The organism is Microbacterium sp. KKR3/1, assembly GCF_021272365.1.
In the GTDB taxonomy this organism is placed as follows: domain Bacteria; phylum Actinomycetota; class Actinomycetes; order Actinomycetales; family Microbacteriaceae; genus Microbacterium; species Microbacterium aurugineum.
Genome location: NZ_JAJSDW010000001.1, coordinates 274,679 through 292,863, shown reverse-complemented (window position 1 = coordinate 292,863; position 18,185 = coordinate 274,679). Strand labels below are relative to the sequence as shown.

Here is an 18,185-nt window from a genome sequence, read left to right as displayed (position 1 = left end):
GTTGTGCGCCCATTCTCGCCGAGTTCGCCCGAAATCACAAGCATGGCATTCATGACGAAGGCCCCGGTCACCGGGACCGGGGCCTTCGGACCGCGGTCGGTCCGGAGTCTGACGAGATCAGGCCTCGCTCATGGCCTGCTTCACCTGCTGGCCCTTCGCTGCATAGTAGGCCGCGCGAGCGGCGTCCTTGCGGGCCTGCTCGGCGTACCCGAACTCGAGCGTCTCCTGGTCGACCTCGTAGTTGGGCACGTCGTCGGTGCCGTGGTACTTCTCGATGTAGGCGTCGAGCTCGGGGCCCGAGGTCCACGACGTGATGAGGCAGTAGCGCGGCTCGGTGCCGTTGTGCGTCGCCGCGTGCCACAGGCGCTGCGTGTCGACGATGAGCTGCGCGCCGGCCGGGAGCGCGATGCGGTACTCGATGCTCGGGTCCGTGCGGTTCTCGCGCAGGACGAAGTAGCTGTCCTTGTCATCGGTCAGGTTGAAGAACCCGCGCACGACCCAGCCGGTGCCGTCGGGGTTCAGACGGTTGTTGTCGTCCTGGTGGAGGTTGTAGAGGCAGTCGCCGTACGGGGTCGGCTGCAGCTCGATGACGCGGCAGCGTCCGACGTTGGCGCCCGGCTCCTGCGCACGACGCGTCAGGTTCGGGGCCTTCTCAGTCTGCGAGTCGATCCAGACGCCGTCCTTGTCGGTGCGCGGCGGCTTGTGGTTCCAGAAACCGTTGCACTCGATGTCACCGAAAGCGCTCGCGAGCGGAGCGAAGCGGGTGTCGCCCGACGACTTCCAGTCGTTGTACTCGATGTCGAGCCACTCCTTGGGGTCGAGCTCCTGGTTGTAGCTGTCGAGGACGACGAATCCCTTGTCCTCGAGGGCAGCGGACTTGATGTAACCCATGATCGAGTCATGTTCCTTTCATCGGGGGCCAGCACGTTTTAACAGGCCCTGATAAGGCAAGCCTAACAGCGAAGCCTGCGCCCCCTTCGGAGGTCGGCCGTGCATAACCGAATAGACTGATCGGGGTGCCCGGCGAAGTCTCGGCACCCGTCGCTACGGGAGGACGAGACACCAGTATGAGCACCGCGACCAACGTCGAGGCGACAGCAGTCAACACGATCGAATGGCTCGCGGCGGACACGTCCACGATCGTGGTGCCGGTGTACCAGCGCCAGTACCGGTGGGACATCGGCGGCTGCGAACGGCTCCTCTCCGACATCCGTGCTGTCGCGCGCGAAGACGACGCACACCGCCACTTCCTCGGGTCGATCCTGTCCGCGCAGGACGGTGCATCGAGGGAGTCCGACCTCATCCTCATCGACGGACAGCAGCGCATCACGACACTCATGCTTCTCGTCGCGGCCCTGCACCATGCCATCCGCGACACCGACCCCGTGCTGGCGTCGTCGCTCGAACGCGTCCTGGTCCGCTCCGATGACCTAGGACGCACGAAGCTGCGCCCCCACGACGCCTGGGCCGAGCTCTACGAATCCGTCGTGCTCGACCGCCGCGACGACGCGGATCGCGAGTCGCGCTTCGACGACAACTACGCGTTCTTCCGCAGCCAGATCCACGTGGATGAGGTCCCCCTGATCTGGCGCGGGCTGCAGCGGCTCGAGCACGTGTCGATCACTCTCGGCGCCCGAGCGAACGCGCAGCAGATCTTCGAGAGCCTGAACTCGACCGGCGAGCCTCTGCGCGATCACGAGCTCATCCACAACTACATCCTGATGGGCCTCAGCCACGCGGAACAGGTCGACGTCGAAGCCCGCTTCTGGGTGCCGATCGAGCACCACACGGGAGAGTCGATCGGCGCGTTCTGGCGGCACTACCTCGTCCTCGTGACGGGGCGTGAGGTCGCAGCGAACGGTGAGCACGGCGTGTACAGCGCCTTCCGCCAGTCCTTCCCCCGCGTCGACGTCGCGCATCTCCAGGCCGACGCCGAGGAGTGGCGACATCATGCAGAGATCTACGGCATCCTGCTCGACCCGACGCGCGAGCCGGATCCGGAGATCGCCCGGCAGCTGCGTCAGGTCACGACCTTCGGCCGCGCCTCCGCCCCGTTGGTGATGAGCGCCTACAGCGACCACCTCCGCGGTCGCATCGACCGCGCCGAACTCATCGAGACCCTGGAGTGGCTTCAGGCGCTGTATCTCCGTCGGGCACTGGTCAACCTGCCGTCCGAACGTCTCATCGCGCGCCTCTGCCGCGCGCGCCGCGACGGCCGTGACGCGCTCGCACGCGCGTTCGCCCGCATCACTCCGTCGGACGAGCGAGTGAGCGCAGTTCTGAAGTACAGCGAACTCCCCCACCCCGCCTATGTCCTGGGGCGTGTGGAAGGCGTCGACGACCTCGACGCGTACGACATCGAGCACATCGTGCCGACCGTTCCGGGAGACGCCTGGTCCGGCGACGGTGAGCGCCCGTGGAGCGAATACACCGAGGATGAGCAGAACAGCCACCGGGCGCTCGCGCCGACCCTCGGCAATCTGACTCTTCTCGAGCAACCGTTGGCGGAACGGGTGTTCGGTGCTTCCTTCCCGATCAAGCGCGTCGAGGCCTACGCCCGAAGCTCCGTGCCTGCGACGCGCGACCTCGCTGAGATCCCCTCCTGGGGCACGGCGGCCATCACCCAGCGCACCGTCGCCCTCACCGCCGAGCTGATCCGCATCTGGGCGCGCCCCGCCCTCCCGGAGATCGACGACGACGGACTCACACCGATCCTGGATGCCGTGCGGCGTCGCGGATGGCCCACCGGATGGGAGCGCGAGTTCGACTATGTCGAGTACCGCGGTGAGCGCTGGGAGGTCCCCGACGTCAAGTACCTGTTCAACCGGGTCTTCCGTCGCGCCTGGACCGACACGAGGGAGGCAGCCGTGGCTTATTGCGCGGCACACGGCGGACCGATCTACCAGGACATGGCGTGGAAGGGGCAGTGGGACCAGCTCGACGAGGGCCACTTCCTCTACATGGGCTGGGATTCCAATTACATGATGACCGCTGTGCAGGGCGTGCTCGAGGAGTCGGGCATCGCCTCAGAGGTCTTCGTCAAGTACTCCTACATCGGGAACGTGATGTGACCATGAGCACCACCGTCCGCCAGCTGCTCGACCTCACCATCGAGGACCACACCCTCACCGTCCCCCTGGTCTGGGACGACGCCTCCGACCCCCGCACGATCGAGGTGTTCGCCCGTGTGGTCTCCCGCGCCGGCGGGGAGTCGCTCCCGTATCTGGTCTTCCTCCAGGGCGGTCCGGGCCACGAGGCGCCGCGTCCGTTCCACTCCTCGACCGCGCCCGCGTGGCTCGACGGCGCACTCGCGCACTATCGGGTGGTGCTCCTCGACCAGCGGGGTACCGGGCGCTCGACTCCGGTCGGAGATCACGACCTGGAGCGCGGTACGGACGCCGTGGCCGAGCACCTCACCCACCTGCGCGCGGATGCGATCGTGCGCGACTGCGAGGCCGTGCGCGAGCACCTGGGTGCCACCACCTGGAGCGTGCTCGGACAGTCGTTCGGCGGCTTCACCACCCTCGCGTATCTCTCCACCGACGCCTCTTCGCTCGACGACGTGTTCATCACCGGTGGCCTCAGCGCCGTCGGGCGCCACCCGGACGACGTGTATGCGCTCTGCTACGACAAGATGCGCGACGCCTCGGAGCGCTACTACCGCCGCTTCCCCGAGCATCGCGACGTGATGCGGCGCCTCGTCGAACGTGCGGATGCCGGAGACATCGTCCTGCCCGACGGAGAAGTCGTCTCACGCTCGCGGCTGCGGTCGCTGGGATCCGCTCTCGGCACCGACGACGGCTGGCAGACGGTGTGGTCGATTCTGGAACGCGACCCGTCCTCCAACGCCTTCCGGTACGACCTGATGCACGCGATGCCCTTCGACGGCCGCAACCCGCTCTACTTCGCCTTCCACGAGTCGAGCTACGCCGACGGACACGCCACGCGGTGGTCGGCTGAACGCACCGAGCCCTCCGACTTCCGCGACGACCCGACGCTGTTCACGGGCGAGCACATCCGTCGCGAGTGGACCGAGACGGTGCCCGCTTTCCAGCCGTGGCGCGATGTCACCCTCGCGCTCGCGGAGCACGAGTGGCCGAGCATCTACGATGCAGACGCGATCGCCTCATCGGGAGCGACGGGCGCCGCCGCGGTCTACGTCAACGACGTCTACGTCCCGATGGAGTTCTCCCTCGAGACCGCACGCCTGCTTCCCGACGTCACGCTGTGGGTGACGAGCGAACACGAGCACAACGGACTCCGCTCCGGGCCGGTACTGTCGCGCCTGATCGACCTGGCCCACGGACGCCGTCTCCGCTGAGCGACTCCTCCCTCTCGGGGCGGATGCCCTCGTTCCCGCTGCCGTCTACCCTGGAGGGCATGGAAGAGGGTGTGGGCGTGCTCGTCACGGTCGGCGTGCTGCTGCTCCTGCTTTCCGCCGTCATCGTCGCCATCGCCTTCGGCTTCTCGCGGATACCGATCGAGAAGAAGTACGAATCCGGCGGAGGGGGCCTCGGCGGCGCGTTCGATGCCGTCTGGTCGCCGTCTGCGCATGAGGCGGGTATCGAGCGCGACCGTCAGACGCAGCGGACCGCCCCGGCCCCATCCCCGGGCGATCCTCCGGACACGATCGAGGACGGCCGGATCCGGCTCGACATCTGACGACCGGATCCGACGCACACCTCCGAGCACGAAGAAGGCCCCACGCTCCGAGGAGCATGGGGCCTTCGTCGTGGCAGTCGTTACTTGGACGAGCCGCCGAAGCCCTTGAAGCGCTGGTTGAACTTCTCGACGCGACCGGCCGAGTCCATGATGCGCTGCTTGCCCGTGTAGAACGGGTGCGATGCCGAGGAGATCTCGACGTCGATCACCGGGTACTCCACGCCGTCCAGCTCGATGGTCTTGTCGCTGGTGACGGTCGAACGGGTGAGGAACGTCTCGCCCGAGCCGAGGTCGCGGAACACGACTGCCTGGTAGTCGGGGTGAATGTCAGTCTTCATGGGATTCCTTAGTTGCTGCCCTGGATTGTGCCAGGGACGAGGGAAGTCTGCGGTGCAGAGAGCACCAAGGGTCGATTCTATCAGACGCTGATCACGCAGCTGCGCGGGCGGCGTAGCGGCCGTCTTCGCTGCTGAGCACGATGGGCATGCCGAACGCCTCGGTCAGGGTCTCGGCCGTGAGCGTCTCGCCGATGGGGCCCGCCGCGACGACGGAACCCTCACGGATCAGCATCACGTGCGTGAAGCCCACGGGGATCTCCTCCACATGGTGCGTGACCATGAGCATCGCCGGGGTGGTCGGGGACGACGCGTATCCGCTGAGCAGCGCCAGAAGCTCCTCCCGCGAACCGAGGTCGAGGGATGCCGTCGGCTCGTCGAGCAGCAGCAGCTCCGGGTCGGTCATCACCGCACGCGCGATCTGCACACGCTTCTGTTCTCCGTCGCTGAGAGTGCCGAAGGTGCGGTCGGCCAGGTGGTCGAGACGCCAGTCGCCGAGAACGCGGAGGGCCCGACGCTCGTCGATGTCCTCGTAGTTCTCGTTCCAGCGGCCGAGCACCGAGTACGCAGCGGTGAGCACGGTGTTGAGGACCGTCTCGTCACGAGGGACACGCTTGGCCATCGCCGACGACGCGAATCCGATGCGCGGACGCACCTCGAACACGTCGGTGCGTCCCAGAGTCTCTCCGAGCACGGTCACGGTTCCCGACGTCGGGTGCATGAGCGTGTCGGCGAGCTGCAGCAGCGTCGTCTTGCCCGCGCCGTTCGGGCCGAGGATCACCCATCGCTGATCGTCGTCGACCTCCCAGGTCACGTGATCGATGATGTTGCGCCCCTCACGGCGCACGACGACGTCGGTGAATTCCAGAGCACTCGGCATGGTCCCAGCCTATCGGCTCAGGGCGTCAGCTCCGCGTAGAGCGCGCGCGTCGTCTCCGCGATCGATGCCCAGCTGAAGTCGCTGCGCGCACGCTCCCTCCCGGCCTCGCCGTAGGCCCGCGCCCGCTCCGGATCCATGGCCACTTCGGTGAGCACGGCGGCGAGATCGGCGACGAAGCGGTCCGGGTCGACCGGCGTGCCGGTACCGTCCTGCACCTGATCGATCGGCACGAGCCGGCCCGTGCGCCCATCCGCGACCACCTCGGGGATACCCCCGGTCGCGGTGCCGACGACGGCAGCTCCACAGGCCATCGCTTCGAGATTCACGATGCCCAGAGGCTCGTACACCGAGGGGCACACGAACGTCGTGGCGGCGGTGAGAATCGCGGAGAGTTCATCACGCGGCAGCATCCGCTCGATCCAGATCACTCCGTCGCGACTCTGTTGGAGCATCCGCACCCCCTCCTGCACCTCCGCCATGATCTCCGGAGTGTCCGGGGCCCCGGCGCACAGCACGAGCTGGACCTCAGGCGGGAGCAGCTGCGCGGCCCGGAGCAGATACGGCAACCCCTTCTGCCGAGTGATGCGCCCGACGAAGACGACGGACGGTCGCGAGGGATCCATCCCGATCGATCGCAGGAACGCCTCGTCCTGCACCGGCCGCCAGCGTTCGACATCGATGCCGTTGTGGATCACGCGCACTTTCGCGGGATCCACCTGGGGGTAGCTGCGCAGGATGTCCTCCCGCATGCCGGCGCTCACGGCGATCACGGCGGCGGCGTTCTCGTAGGCGAGGCGTTCGACGCCGCTGGAGATGGCGTAGCCCCCTCCGAGCTGTTCGGCCTTCCACGGGCGCAGGGGCTCGAGGCTGTGGGCGGTGAGCACGTGCGGGATGCCGTGCAGCTGAGAGGCGAGATGACCGGCGAAGTTCGCGTACCAGGTATGGCTGTGCACCAGGTCGGCGTCGGTGATCGCTGACACGATCTCGAGGTCCGTCCCCAGCGTCTGCAGCGCAGCGTTGGCATCAGCGAGCTCGACAGGCGTGCGATAGGCGAACGTACCCGCTTCTTCGCGCGGCTCGCCGAACGCACGCACCCGCACATCGACGTGCTCGCGGAGCGCAGCGACCAGTTCCGCGACGTGCACGCCGGCACCGCCGTAGACCGCGGGCGGGTACTCCTTCGTGATCATTTCGACTCGCATGTCTGAACGCTAGTACAGCAGCCGTGAACGCATCTATGGTGGAGCCATGTCCGCTCCAAAGAAGGTTTTCGGGATCATCCTCGCCGGCGGCGAGGGCAAGCGACTCATGCCTCTCACCGCGGATCGCGCGAAACCGGCGGTGCCGTTCGGCGGACAGTACAGACTCATCGATTTCGCGATCTCGAACCTCATCAATTCCGGTCTGCGACAGATCGTCGTGCTGACGCAGTACAAGTCCCACAGCCTCGATCGCCACATCTCTCAGACCTGGCGCATGTCGGCCCTCCTCGACTCCTACGTCACCTCGGTCCCCGCGCAGCAGCGCCTCGGCAAGCGCTGGTTCTCCGGCTCCGCCGACGCGATCCTGCAGAGCATGAACCTGATCAACGACGAGAAGCCCGACATCGTCGTGGTCATCGGCGCCGACCACGTGTACAGGATGGACTTCCGGCAGATGCTCGAGGCTCATGTCGCGTCCGGGGCGAAGGCGACTGTCGCGGGTATCCGCCAGCCGCTCGCCCTCGCCTCGCAGTTCGGCGTGATCGATGCGGACGCGGAGTCGGGAAGGATCAAGCAGTTCCTCGAGAAGCCGACCGACATCGCCGGTCTCGAGGACTCGCCGCACGAGGTGCTCGCCTCGATGGGCAACTACATCTTCGATGCCGATGCCCTCATCGCGGCCGTCGAGGCCGACGGTGAGTCACCCACCTCGGGCCACGACATGGGCGGCGACATCGTCCCCTACTTCGTCGACCGGGGCGAGGCCGGGTACTACGACATGAAGCAGAACGAGGTTCCCGGGTCCTCCCCGCGTGACCGCTCGTACTGGCGCGATGTCGGAACCATCGACTCCTTCTTCGACGCGCACCGCGACCTGATCTCGACGCTGCCCGTGTTCAACCTCTACAACATGGAGTGGCCCATCCACTCGCAGGCGGTCAATTCGCCTCCGGCGAAGTTCGTGCGCGACTCCGTCGGGCGGATCGGCAACGCGATCGACTCGATCGTGTCGCTCGGTTCCGTGCTCTCGGGCACCCATCTCGAACGCAGCGTCGTCGGACCGTGGACGCTCGCCGGTGGCGGGTCGACCATCACCGACTCGGTCGTGTTCGACCACGTCCAGGTGGGTCAAGGAGCGCGCGTGCATCGTGCGATCCTCGACAAGAACGTGGTGCTGGCCGACGGCGCGACGGTGGGCGTGGATCGGGAGCGCGACCTCGCTCGTGGCTTCACGGTGACGGAATCAGGCATCACGGTGGTCGGCAAGGGCGTCTTCATCGAACGCTGAAGACGTCACGCGGCGCGTCGACCCACCGGGTGATGGATAGGCTCGACGAGTGACTGCTGCACGCTTCCTCGTCGTCCTCGATGCCGATTCCACCCTCATCCGCAATGAGGTGATCGAACTGCTCGCCGACGAGGCCGGACGGCGCGACGAGGTGCAGGCTGCCACGGAGGCGGCGATGCGCGGTGAGGTCGACTTCGCGACGAGCCTGCGTTCCCGGGTCGCCGCGCTGAAGGGCGTTCCGGTGTCGGCATTCGAGCGTGTGCGCGCGCGGATCGAACCCACCCCGGGCGTGCGCGAACTCACCGCCGCCGTCCGCACCCGCGGCGGTGTCGTCGGCGTCGTCTCCGGAGGCTTCCACGAGATCCTCGACGTGGTGGCGCCCGACCTGGGCGTGGACCGCTGGCGGGCGAACCGGCTCGAGGTGGTCGACGGCTCGCTGTCCGGTCACGTCGACGGAGACATCGTCGACGGGGCGGCGAAGGCGCGCTCCCTCCAGGAGTGGGCGGCCGAGCTCGGGGTCGCGCCACACGCCACGATCGCGATCGGTGACGGTGCCAACGACCTGGCGATGATGGCCGTCGCCGGGCTCGGTCTGGCCTTCAACGCGAAGCCCGCGGTCCGTGAGGCGGCGAGCCTCGTGATCGGCCCGCAGGACCTTTCCGAGGTCATCGCGCTGCTTCCGTAGGAGAACTCCTGGCGATTGTCCGGACCCGCCACTAGCGTCGGCTCATGGACATCATCCTCATTCCCGGACTCTGGCTCGACGCATCCAGCTGGGACGACGTGATCCCGGCGCTGGAGGAGGCAGGTCATCGGGTGCACCCGCTCAGCATGCCCGGACTCGGCGAAGACGCATCCGTCTCCTCCGAGATCGGCATCGCAGAGTGGATCGCTGCCGCCGCCTCCGCCGTCGATGCCGTCGACGGCGACGTCGTGGTCGTCGGGCACAGCGGCGGCGGCAATGTCGCCTGGGGTGTCGCAGACGCTCGCCCCGACCGGGTGCGCCGCGTGATCTTCGTCGACACGGCGCCGCCCGCGGACGGACACGGGATCAGCGAGTTCGACGTCGTCGACGGGGTCGTGCCGTTCCCGGGATGGGATCACTTCCCCGACGAAGACGTCAACGACCTCGATGAGGCCACGCGCGCACGGACTGCACCGCTCACGCACAGCGTCCCTGCACGGGTGCCGACGGACGGCATCGCGCTCCGCGATCCGGCGCGCTACCGTGTGCCGGTGAGCCTGCTGATGGGCGACATCGATCAGTCCGCGTTCGAGAAGGTGATCGAGCAGTGGGGCCCGTTCGCCGACGAGTTCCACGCGATCGAGTCAGCCGAAGTCGTCCGCATCGGATCCGGCCACTGGCCGCAGTTCTCCGTGCCGGAGCGGCTGGGCGCGCTCCTCAACGCCGCGATCGCGCGGTGATGCTCTCGGAATGCGTCAGTGCCCCATCCCGAGACCGCCGTCGACGGGGATGACCGCACCGGAGATATAGCCGGCATCGTCGCCGGCGAGCCACGTCACCACACCGGCGACCTCGTCCGGCGTGGCGAAACGGGCAGCCGGGATGTTCGCCTTGTACTGCTTCTGCGTCTCCTCCGGGAGCTCCGCGGTCATGTCGGTCTCGATGAACCCGGGAGCGACGACGTTCGCCGTGATGCCGCGAGCACCGAGCTCGCGCGTGATCGAGCGCGCGAAGCCGACCAGTGCGCTCTTGGACGCGGAGTAGTTGACCTGCCCCGCGGAGCCGTACAGACCCACGACGCTGGAGATCAGGATGATCCGGCCGAAACGAGCCCGAAGCATCCCCTTCGAGGCGCGCTTGACCACGCGGAACGTCCCGCCCAGGTTGGTGGCCACGACGCTGTCGAAGTCGTCCTCGCTCATGCGCAGCAACAACGTGTCCTTCGTGATCCCCGCGTTCGCGACGACGATCTCGATCGGACCGAGCTGTTGCTCCACCTCGGTGAAGGCGGCGTCGATCGCTGCGGCGTCGGTGACGTCCGCACGGACCGTGAGGGTGCCTTCAGGGCCCTCGCCGCTGCGCGCAGTGACGGCGACCCGGTATCCCTCGCGCACGAAGCGCTCTGCGATCGCGCGGCCGATGCCGCGATTGCCGCCGGTGACGAGGACGACGCGCTCAGCGCTCATGGGGACACTCCTGATCTGGGCCGGTGGCGCGGGGTTCCGGGCCGTCATCGATCCTACCGATGTTGCCGACGCCGGCCGCGGCACCGCGTTGACAGACACTCTGCATGCTGGGAATCTGAAATCGACGAAAGGCTTCCTCGTGAGCGACAACCGCACCCCCTCTTCCGGAGACGAGACGCCGGTCAGCCCGCCGCCACCGCCCGCTCCGCCCGCACCGTCCGCGCCGCCGATCGCGCCGCCCCCGCAGAGCGGTCCCGGCCCCGCACCGTCGTACACGCACCCTGCGGCACCGTTCCCCGGAACTGCCCCTGCCGCGTCCCCCGTGCCTGGGTACGGCCCGCCGCCCCAGCCCGGCTACGCCCCGCCGCCCCAGCCGGGGTATGCCCCGCCCCCGCAGCCGGGATACGGCGTCGCTCCGTCGCAACCCGGATGGGGAGCGGCACCCGTCCAGCCCGGTTACGGCCCTCCTTCGGCGCCCGTGTACCCCGTCGTCACTTCGCGCCCCACCAGCCCCCTGGCCGTCACCTCGTTGGTCTGCGGCCTTGCCGGGATCGTGCTCTTCTGGGCGGTCATCCCGCTCCTGGCATCCGTCGCGGCGGTCATCACCGGTCACATGGCGCTCGGACAGACCAAGCGCAATCCGGGAATCGGTGGCCGGGGAATGGCGATCGCCGGACTGATCCTCGGCTATGCGGTGGTGGGCGTGGGCGTGTTCATCCTGGTCAGCACGATCATCAGCTTCCTGTTCCTCGGGGCTTTCAGCCTGCCGTTCATCTTCGCCGGCTGAGTCCCCGAAGGGCATCCGAGGGGTCTGCATCGGCGTAGGCTGGATGCATCGTGAAGAACGCGCGTCAAGTCCCGGCCGTCACCTCACTGCCGCAGTCTCCGCGGGATGAGGCAGACCATCGTGTGCGCCGCTATGCCTTGACGATGACGATCCGCATCGTGTGCTTCGGGCTCATGGTGCTGGTCCAGCCGTACGGGTGGTACACCTGGGTCTTCGGCATCTCCGCCGCTGTCCTGCCCTACATCGCCGTGGTGTTCGCGAACGCCGGGAGCGACAGCACCGAGACCACCGCGGAATCCCCCCTGCGGGAGATCGATGCCCCGCGGCCCACGCCGCTCGACTCCGAACCGTCGGCTCCGCAGATCTTCACGATCCACGAAGGCCCCAAAGAACCATGAACGACTTCGAGTGCTCGCGTGCCGGTTGCCGGAGCGCGGCGACCCGTCAGGTGGTGTGGCGCAATCCCCGTATCCATGCCGCCGATCGCGAGAAGATCTGGTTGGCGTGCGATGCACATGTCGATTTCCTCCGCGACTACCTGGCGGCGCGCGACTTCCCGGTGACCGTCCGTGATGGGGTTCCCGCATGAGCCGGCGCCTGACCCGCTGGACCGTGTACGTGCTCATCGCGATCGGCTTCGCGATCGCTTGCGTCTTCCTCTCGAACTGGCAGTTCGAGAGGAACGAGACGCGCGCCGCGCAGATCGAGCTCGTCGAGCAGAACTACGACGCGGCTCCCGTCCCGCTGTCCGCGGTGATCGGCGAGGACGGTGCGCTCGATCCCGACGACGAGTGGCGGCCCGTCACGCTGCAAGGTGAGTATCTGGCCGATCAGGAGCTGCTGGTGCGCAACCGTCCGCACGGCGGGACGAGCGCCTTCGAGGTCTTGGTCCCGTTCCGTGACGCCGATGGGCGCATCTTCATCGTGGACCGCGGCTGGGTGCCTCCGGGCGAGGGCGCTGAGCCGGACTCGGTGCCGTCACCACCGGACGGAGAGGTCGAGGTGACCGTACGTCTGCGCCCGGGCGAGCAACTTCCCGCCTCGGGACGTGGGGCGCCCGAGGGGCAGGTGCCCACGATCAACCTGCCCTCGATCGCCGAGCAGGTCGACGGCGAGGTGATCACGGGGGCCTATGGTCGGGTGATCAGCGAAGAGCCCGCAGGATCCGGGTCTCTGGGAGGCTTCGACTCCCCCACCGATGACCCCGGCCCGCACCTGTCGTACGCGATCCAGTGGATCCTGTTCGCCCTCATGGGATTCATCTTCATCGGGTACATCATCCGCACGGAGATCGTGAAACACCGGGAAGAGGTCGAAGGTGTTCCTGCGCCCGTGAAGAGTCCGCGTCGCCGTGATCACGACGCCGATGTCGAGGATGAGCTGCTCGACGTGCGGTGACGCCGGGGCGGGCGTTCAGTCCACCCAGGGCATCGGCCGCTCCGGCAGACGCGCGCTGTCATCCGGAAAGTGCGGCAATTCCTCGCCGCCGGCGCGGAGACAGAGCCAGCGCAGCTCCCCCGGGCTGTCCGGTCGTGCTCGCCAGGTGCGGGCGACGCCCTGACCGACGCGGATCACGGTTCCGGGTCCGACCTCGACGATGTCGTCGTCGAGACCCATCTGACCGCGCCCACCGAGGAACACGTACACCTCTTCGATCTTCCTGTGCACGTGCCAGTACCCGGCCTCCTCACCCGGCTCGAGCGCGTTCGCCGTCATCCCGATGTACTGCATGGTCAGCTCGTGATCCACGACCCTGCGCCCGTCGCGCGCCCGGGCGGCGTCGAAACCTCCGTGGTGGGCACGCCACTCGTCGAGCGCCCCGATCTCGACCACCTGATAGTCACTCATGCCTGCTCCTCGATGCTCCAACCGGCGTCGGTACGCTCATAGACGATCCGTGTGTGGCGCCGGTCAGGCGCACCCTGCCAGAACTCGACATGGGTCGCGAGGAGCCGCCAGAGGACCCACTCCCCGGGCGCCACACCGGCACGGGCCTCGGCCGAACGCGCCGCGAGGTCCGCTGCGCTCTCCTCGACGGATGCCTCTTGAATCCGTCCGCGGACACGCACCGCACGCAGGACGGGCTGCCACCAGAAGTTCAGCGCGGCCACCGGGTGCGCGTCGAGCTGGGCGGCCTTGCGCGAGGAGCGGGAACCCGCGAAGGCCCATCCGCGCTCATCCACGTCTTTGAGGATCAGCGTCCGGGCGTCGGGTATGCCGTCGAGGTCGAGCGTCGCCAGGGTCATCGCGTGCGGCTCCGGCACTCCCGTCGCGGCCGCCGTCGTGATCCACTCCCGGAAGAGCGGTACCGGGTCATCGGGACGTTCGACGGCTTCACCCGGAGGCACTGCTCCCGTGAGCGAGGGCTGCACGCGCAACCACGCACTCATCTCGGAAGGACGGGATCGCGGCTCAGTCTGCATGCTCCCGACTATGCCATGAGCCGCCGTGTGGATCCGTCATCGACCTGCACAGCAGGATGAGCGCGGTCAGGCGAGCTCGATGAGGTCCTGGTACTCCTGGCTCCAGATGTCCTCGACGCCGTCGGGCAGGATGAGCACGCGCTCGGGGTTGAGCGACTGCACGGCGCCGGGGTCGTGCGAGACGAGGACCACCGCGCCCTCGTAGTGCGCGAGCGCTCCGAGGATCTCCTCACGTGAGGCGGGGTCGAGGTTGTTTGTCGGCTCATCGAGCAGCAGCAGGTTGGCGGACGAGACGACGAGCGTCGCGAGGGACAGGCGGGTCTTCTCCCCACCGGAGAGCACCCCCGCCGGCTTGAGCACATCGTCCCCGGTGAACAGGAAGGAGCCGAGCACCTTGCGCGCTTCGGTCTCGGTGATGTGGGGCGCAGCAGACACCATGTTCTCGAGCACCGAGCGGCTGACGTCGAGATTCTCGTGTTCCTGCGCGTAGTAGCCGACCTTCAGTCCGTGACCGGGCTCGAGCTGGCCGGTGTCGGGCTGATCGACGCCTGCGAGCATCCGCAGCAGCGTGGTCTTTCCGGCACCGTTGAGGCCGAGCACGACGACCTTGGACCCGCGGTCGATAGCGAGGTCGACATCGGTGAAGATCTCGAGCGAACCGTAGGACTTCGAGAGGCCGCTCGCCATCATCGGGGTCTTGCCGCACGGTGCCGGCTTCGGGAAGCGCAGCTTCGCGACCCGGTCCTCCTGACGGACCTCGTCGAGACCGGCGAGCAGCTTCTCGGCGCGGGCGATCATCTGGTGGGCGGCCGCGGCCTTCGAGGCCTTCGCGCCGAAACGGGCGGCCTGCAGCTGCAGCGTCGTCGCCTTCTTCTCGGCGTTCGCGCGCTCCTTCTTGCGACGCTCCTCATCCGCCACCCGCTGACGCAGGTAGTTCTTCCAGTTCATGTTGTAGGTGTCGATGATCTGGCGGTTCGCGTCGAGGTAGAACACCCGGTTCACGGTCTCGCCGACCAGTTCGACATCGTGGCTGATCACGATCAGACCACCCTTGTAGCCCTTGAGGAACTCTCGCAGCCACACGACGCTGTCCGCGTCGAGGTGGTTGGTCGGCTCGTCGAGGATCATCGTCTGCGCGTCCGAGAAGAGAATGCGCGCGAGCTCGATGCGTCGACGCTGCCCACCGGAAAGCGTCGACAGCGGCTGGTCGAGGATGCGGTCGGGAAGGGAGAGGTTGTTGGCGATCGAAGCCGCCTCCGCCTCCGCCGCATAGCCGCCCTGACCTTCGAACTGCTCGGTCAGACGCGCGTAGCGCTTCATCGCCTTGTCGGCCACGGCCGGATCATCCGATCCCATCGCGAGTGCCGCCTCGGTCATCCCGAGGTTCAGCTGGCCGAGACCACGAGCGTCGAGGATGCGGGTGCGGGCGAGGTCTTCAGGATTGCCCGAACGGGGGTCCTGCGGCAGGTAGCCGAGCTCGCCCGAGCGGGTCACACTGCCGCCGGACGGCAGGACGTCACCGGCGAGCACCTTGGTGAGCGTCGTCTTCCCGGCCCCGTTGCGGCCGACGAGTCCGATCTTGTCTCCGTCGGCGACACGGAACGAGACGTTCTCCATCAGCAGGCGCGCGCCAACGCGGATCTCGAGGTCGTGCACGGCAAGCACAGCGGACGTCCGTTCTTTCGGGGAGGGTGGTCGGCCGATCGGCCAGCCTCCCAGTATATGCGTCGTAGCCGGGGGCCTCGCTCAGCAAGATCAATCCGGAGAGTGACGCAGGCGATACCGCGGAGGGATGCCCACCGCCGCACCCGCCACATAACGTGCTCGAGTGGACATCCTCAACGAGCTCATCATGCAGGCCATCGCCTCCCCCTGGCTGTACCTGGTCCTCTTCGCGGTCACGGTCATCGATGGCTTCTTCCCACCCGTGCCCAGTGAGACCGTGCTCGTCGCCGCGGCGGCCGTCACCGCTTCGACGGGCGAGGGGAATCTCCTGCTCCTCGGTGCGGTCGCGGCGGTCGGTGCCGCGATCGGCGACAACCTCGCTTTCCTGATCGGGCGGGCGATCGGCACCACACGCTTCGCCTGGATGCGGCGCCCCAGAGTCGCCGCCACCTTCGCCTACGCCCAGCATGCGCTCGACCGACGCAGCGCCACTCTGATCCTCGGCGCCCGCTACATCCCGGTGGGTCGCGTCGCCGTCAACATGTCCGCCGGCGCTCTCGGCTTCCCCTGGCGGCGGTTCCTCCCGTTGAGCCTGATCGCCGGCACCAGCTGGAGTGTGTTCAGCCTCGCGATCGGCCTGCTCGCCGGTGCCTGGATCAAGGATCAGCCGCTGCTCAGCGCCGGCCTCGGGATCGTCATCGCCCTCGTCGTCGGGCTCGTGATCGACCGGATCGCCGCAGCCCGTCGCCGCCGCGTCCCTGCCGCTCAACTGGCAGGATGACAGTCATGGCACGCCGACGCGAGCGCACACCTTTGCGCCAACGCATCAGCCGCCGCACCGCCGCCCTCGTGGCCTTGGGTGCGGCGGCCGCGGCGCTGTACGCCGTTCTGGTGTCGCTGCAGACCGTGTTGTACGGCACACCGCTGCCCCTGTCGTTCATCCTCGGTGCCGCTCTGTGCGCTTCGCCGCTGCTCGCACTCTCCCGCCCGGCGTTGGCCATCGGCCTCTTCACGGCGGCCGCCCTCACCCTGCCCCTCACGGTCGTCACCGAGATGGCGGTCGAGTCCCCGTGGCCGTGGTCCGTCCCCGCACTCCTGACGTTCGTGCTCTTCGTGGGCGTCGTCACCTTCGTCCACGGCGGACGACTCGGCGCGTTCGCCCTGCTCCTCGGTGCGATCGCGTCGCTTCTCGCGCCGGTCATCCGCCCCGACCTGGTGGCGCGGCCGGAGTCCTCGGCGAGTGCCACAGCCGACCTCATCGTCACGACGGCGGTCGCCGCCGCGATGTTCCTCATCGCGGCTCTGGTCGCCGGCCGCGTCCGGGTCGCCGCCGAGCTGACGCGCGAGAAGGAGCACAGTGCGCTCGAGGAAGCCAGGCGCGCCCTCGTCGAGGAGCGCACCCGGATCGCCCGCGAACTGCATGACGTCGTCGCGCACAGCATGTCGGTGATCCAGGTCCAGGCGTCGACCGCGCGGTACCGCATCCCCGAGCTGGGAGACGTGGCGACGGCCGAGTTCGACGACATCGCCGCGACCGCGCGCAGCTCGCTCACCGAGATGCGACGGATGCTCGGTGTCCTCCGAACTGAGGATCAGGGTGCCGAGCTGGCCCCCCAGCAGGGCATCGACGACATCCCTGCCCTGGTCGACAGCATCCGGCGCGCCGGTGTCGAGGTCGGCCTCGTGCTCGAAGGCGGAGACACGACGAACGCCGAACCCGCCGTGCAGATCGCCGCGTTCCGTATCGTCCAGGAAGCACTGAGCAATGCGGTCCGCCACGCGCCCGGCGCGAGGATCGCGGTGCGGTTGCATGCGGACGCTCGCACCGTCCACATCCGTGTGCACAACGCCGCGCCGCCGCACCGTCCTGATGGCCACGGAGGCGGCTACGGCCTGCGTGGCATGCGGGAACGCGCCGAGATCCTCGGCGGGAGCCTCTCCGCCGGCCCCGCAGAGGACGGCGGGTGGGATGTCGACGCCGTCCTCCCCGTCGCCCCCGGTAGCACCGCCTCTTCCCCCGACAAGGAGAATCCGTGACGATCAGCGTGCTCATCGCCGACGACCAGGCCATGGTCCGCGCCGGATTCGCCGCGCTCCTCGATGCCCACGAGGGGATCCGGGTGGCCGGACAGGCATCGACCGGGGCCGAGGCCGTCACCCTCGCAGCACGTCTCGATCCCGACGTGATCCTGATGGACGTGCGCATGCCCGAGCTCGATGGGATCGAGGCGACCCGACGCATCCTCGGCCCGTCGTACCCGGCCGCGCATGTCCCCAGGATCCTCATGCTCACCACTTTCGACATCGACGACTACGTGTACGACGCGCTCGAGGCCGGGGCGAGCGGATTCCTGCTCAAGGACGCGTTGCCCGAAGAGCTCGTCCACGCCGTGCGGGTCGTCGCCGGCGGAGACGCCCTCCTCGCACCGAGCGTGACGCGGCGGATGATCGAGCAGTTCGCCGGCCGCCGCCCCCGCGCGCCACGCTCCGCGACCGCGCTCGCAGAACTCACCGATCGTGAACGCGAGGTGCTCGTCCTGATCGGCAGGGGCCGCTCGAACACCGAGATCGCCGCCGACCTCTTCATCGCCGAGCAGACGGTGAAGACACACGTCGGCAAGGTGCTCGCGAAGCTGAACCTGCGCGATCGCGTGCACGCCGTGATCCTGGCGTACGACACCGGTCTGGTCGAGCCGTCGTCCTGACTCACCCCCTCGTAGGGGGTCGCAACGGCACCCGGGGGTGATGCCGCTGCGGTCACCGCATCCATAGTCTCCTGGGACACCGCTCCC

Annotated in this window: 21 protein-coding genes; 13 read left to right on the top strand and 8 right to left on the bottom strand. The window is 68.1% G+C overall.

The genetic code is table 11. The features are described 5' to 3' along the window. Positions 1 to 117: 117 nt before the first annotated feature. The gene (locus tag LVJ59_RS01445; RefSeq protein WP_047520053.1) at positions 118 to 891 is read right to left on the bottom strand and encodes a hypothetical protein; all 774 of its coding nucleotides are present in this window, start codon (positions 889 to 891) and stop codon (positions 118 to 120) included. A 176-nt stretch (positions 892 to 1,067) separates the two neighbouring features. Between LVJ59_RS01445 and LVJ59_RS01440 the strand changes: the two genes are divergently transcribed. Genes LVJ59_RS01440 through LVJ59_RS01430 form a run of 3 tightly spaced genes read left to right on the top strand, consistent with a single transcriptional unit; the run spans position 1,068 to position 4,662 of the window. Next, entirely contained in the window at positions 1,068 to 3,071 is a 2,004-nt protein-coding gene (locus LVJ59_RS01440) for a DUF262 domain-containing protein (RefSeq protein WP_232761757.1), read from the top strand. Positions 3,072 to 3,073: 2 nt separating this feature from the next. Beyond that, complete coding sequence (locus LVJ59_RS01435) at positions 3,074 to 4,321, top strand: alpha/beta fold hydrolase (RefSeq protein ID WP_269816569.1); 1,248 nt, start codon at positions 3,074 to 3,076, stop codon at positions 4,319 to 4,321. 59 nt (positions 4,322 to 4,380) lie between these two features. Further along, a complete protein-coding gene (locus tag LVJ59_RS01430) occupies positions 4,381 to 4,662 on the top strand; it encodes a hypothetical protein (protein ID WP_232761755.1) in 282 nt (93 codons plus the stop codon). Positions 4,663 to 4,742: 80 nt separating this feature from the next. Here LVJ59_RS01430 and LVJ59_RS01425 read toward each other — a convergent pair whose 3' ends face one another. From LVJ59_RS01425 to glgA, 3 genes are all read right to left on the bottom strand, one after another. Continuing rightward, positions 4,743 to 5,000, bottom strand: coding sequence for a type B 50S ribosomal protein L31 (locus LVJ59_RS01425; RefSeq protein ID WP_047520045.1), 258 nt, complete (start codon positions 4,998 to 5,000; stop codon positions 4,743 to 4,745). A gap of 91 nt (positions 5,001 to 5,091) precedes the next feature. Continuing rightward, positions 5,092 to 5,877: an ABC transporter ATP-binding protein gene (locus LVJ59_RS01420; protein ID WP_047520043.1), complete on the bottom strand. Its 786-nt coding sequence runs from the start codon at positions 5,875 to 5,877 to the stop codon at positions 5,092 to 5,094. Between the two features lie 17 nt (positions 5,878 to 5,894). Next, a complete protein-coding gene (glgA, locus tag LVJ59_RS01415; protein ID WP_131491160.1) occupies positions 5,895 to 7,079 on the bottom strand; it encodes a glycogen synthase in 1,185 nt (394 codons plus the stop codon). 46 nt (positions 7,080 to 7,125) lie between these two features. Between glgA and LVJ59_RS01410 the strand changes: the two genes are divergently transcribed. Genes LVJ59_RS01410 through LVJ59_RS01400 form a run of 3 tightly spaced genes read left to right on the top strand, consistent with a single transcriptional unit; the run spans position 7,126 to position 9,792 of the window. Beyond that, positions 7,126 to 8,367: a glucose-1-phosphate adenylyltransferase gene (locus LVJ59_RS01410; RefSeq protein ID WP_131491161.1), complete on the top strand. Its 1,242-nt coding sequence runs from the start codon at positions 7,126 to 7,128 to the stop codon at positions 8,365 to 8,367. 49 nt (positions 8,368 to 8,416) lie between these two features. Beyond that, complete coding sequence (gene serB, locus LVJ59_RS01405; RefSeq protein ID WP_232761754.1) at positions 8,417 to 9,052, top strand: phosphoserine phosphatase SerB; 636 nt, start codon at positions 8,417 to 8,419, stop codon at positions 9,050 to 9,052. Between the two features lie 44 nt (positions 9,053 to 9,096). After that, the gene (locus LVJ59_RS01400; RefSeq protein WP_232761753.1) at positions 9,097 to 9,792 is read left to right on the top strand and encodes an alpha/beta fold hydrolase; all 696 of its coding nucleotides are present in this window, start codon (positions 9,097 to 9,099) and stop codon (positions 9,790 to 9,792) included. A gap of 15 nt (positions 9,793 to 9,807) precedes the next feature. Here the strand turns inward: LVJ59_RS01400 and LVJ59_RS01395 are convergent, their stop codons facing one another. Beyond that, positions 9,808 to 10,518 carry a beta-ketoacyl-ACP reductase gene (locus tag LVJ59_RS01395; protein WP_047520033.1) on the bottom strand — a complete coding sequence of 237 codons (711 nt, stop codon included), beginning with the start codon at positions 10,516 to 10,518 and terminating at the stop codon, positions 9,808 to 9,810. A 139-nt stretch (positions 10,519 to 10,657) separates the two neighbouring features. Here LVJ59_RS01395 and LVJ59_RS01390 point away from each other — a divergent pair, with 139 nt between their 5' ends. From LVJ59_RS01390 to LVJ59_RS01375, 4 genes are read left to right on the top strand one after another with little or no spacing between them, the layout of a single operon-like run. Then, positions 10,658 to 11,305, top strand: a complete 648-nt coding sequence (locus LVJ59_RS01390) for a DUF4190 domain-containing protein (protein WP_232761752.1) — start codon at positions 10,658 to 10,660, stop codon at positions 11,303 to 11,305. 50 nt (positions 11,306 to 11,355) lie between these two features. Then, entirely contained in the window at positions 11,356 to 11,703 is a 348-nt protein-coding gene (locus tag LVJ59_RS01385; protein ID WP_047520031.1) for a DUF3099 domain-containing protein, read from the top strand. Further along, complete coding sequence (locus tag LVJ59_RS01380) at positions 11,700 to 11,894, top strand: hypothetical protein (protein WP_047520029.1); 195 nt, start codon at positions 11,700 to 11,702, stop codon at positions 11,892 to 11,894. Before LVJ59_RS01385 ends, LVJ59_RS01380 begins: the two co-directional genes overlap by 4 nt. Further along, positions 11,891 to 12,703: an SURF1 family protein gene (locus LVJ59_RS01375; RefSeq protein WP_232761751.1), complete on the top strand. Its 813-nt coding sequence runs from the start codon at positions 11,891 to 11,893 to the stop codon at positions 12,701 to 12,703. The genes LVJ59_RS01380 and LVJ59_RS01375 overlap by 4 nt, the downstream gene beginning before the upstream one ends. Positions 12,704 to 12,718: 15 nt before the next feature. Here LVJ59_RS01375 and LVJ59_RS01370 read toward each other — a convergent pair whose 3' ends face one another. The 3 genes from LVJ59_RS01370 to LVJ59_RS01360 all read right to left on the bottom strand — a co-directional run bounded on the left by LVJ59_RS01370 (position 12,719) and on the right by LVJ59_RS01360 (position 15,393). After that, complete coding sequence (locus LVJ59_RS01370; RefSeq protein ID WP_232761750.1) at positions 12,719 to 13,153, bottom strand: cupin domain-containing protein; 435 nt, start codon at positions 13,151 to 13,153, stop codon at positions 12,719 to 12,721. After that, positions 13,150 to 13,728, bottom strand: coding sequence for a pyridoxal 5'-phosphate synthase (locus tag LVJ59_RS01365; RefSeq protein WP_232761749.1), 579 nt, complete (start codon positions 13,726 to 13,728; stop codon positions 13,150 to 13,152). The genes LVJ59_RS01370 and LVJ59_RS01365 overlap by 4 nt, the downstream gene beginning before the upstream one ends. A gap of 66 nt (positions 13,729 to 13,794) precedes the next feature. Then, entirely contained in the window at positions 13,795 to 15,393 is a 1,599-nt protein-coding gene (locus LVJ59_RS01360) for an ABC-F family ATP-binding cassette domain-containing protein (protein ID WP_047520019.1), read from the bottom strand. 163 nt (positions 15,394 to 15,556) lie between these two features. Between LVJ59_RS01360 and LVJ59_RS01355 the strand changes: the two genes are divergently transcribed. From LVJ59_RS01355 to LVJ59_RS01345, 3 genes are read left to right on the top strand one after another with little or no spacing between them, the layout of a single operon-like run. Next, complete coding sequence (locus tag LVJ59_RS01355) at positions 15,557 to 16,174, top strand: DedA family protein (protein WP_232761748.1); 618 nt, start codon at positions 15,557 to 15,559, stop codon at positions 16,172 to 16,174. Positions 16,175 to 16,179: 5 nt separating this feature from the next. Next, positions 16,180 to 17,430 carry a sensor histidine kinase gene (locus LVJ59_RS01350; RefSeq protein ID WP_232761747.1) on the top strand — a complete coding sequence of 417 codons (1,251 nt, stop codon included), beginning with the start codon at positions 16,180 to 16,182 and terminating at the stop codon, positions 17,428 to 17,430. Continuing rightward, positions 17,427 to 18,098: a response regulator transcription factor gene (locus LVJ59_RS01345; protein ID WP_232761746.1), complete on the top strand. Its 672-nt coding sequence runs from the start codon at positions 17,427 to 17,429 to the stop codon at positions 18,096 to 18,098. Before LVJ59_RS01350 ends, LVJ59_RS01345 begins: the two co-directional genes overlap by 4 nt. Positions 18,099 to 18,185 lie beyond the last annotated feature (87 nt).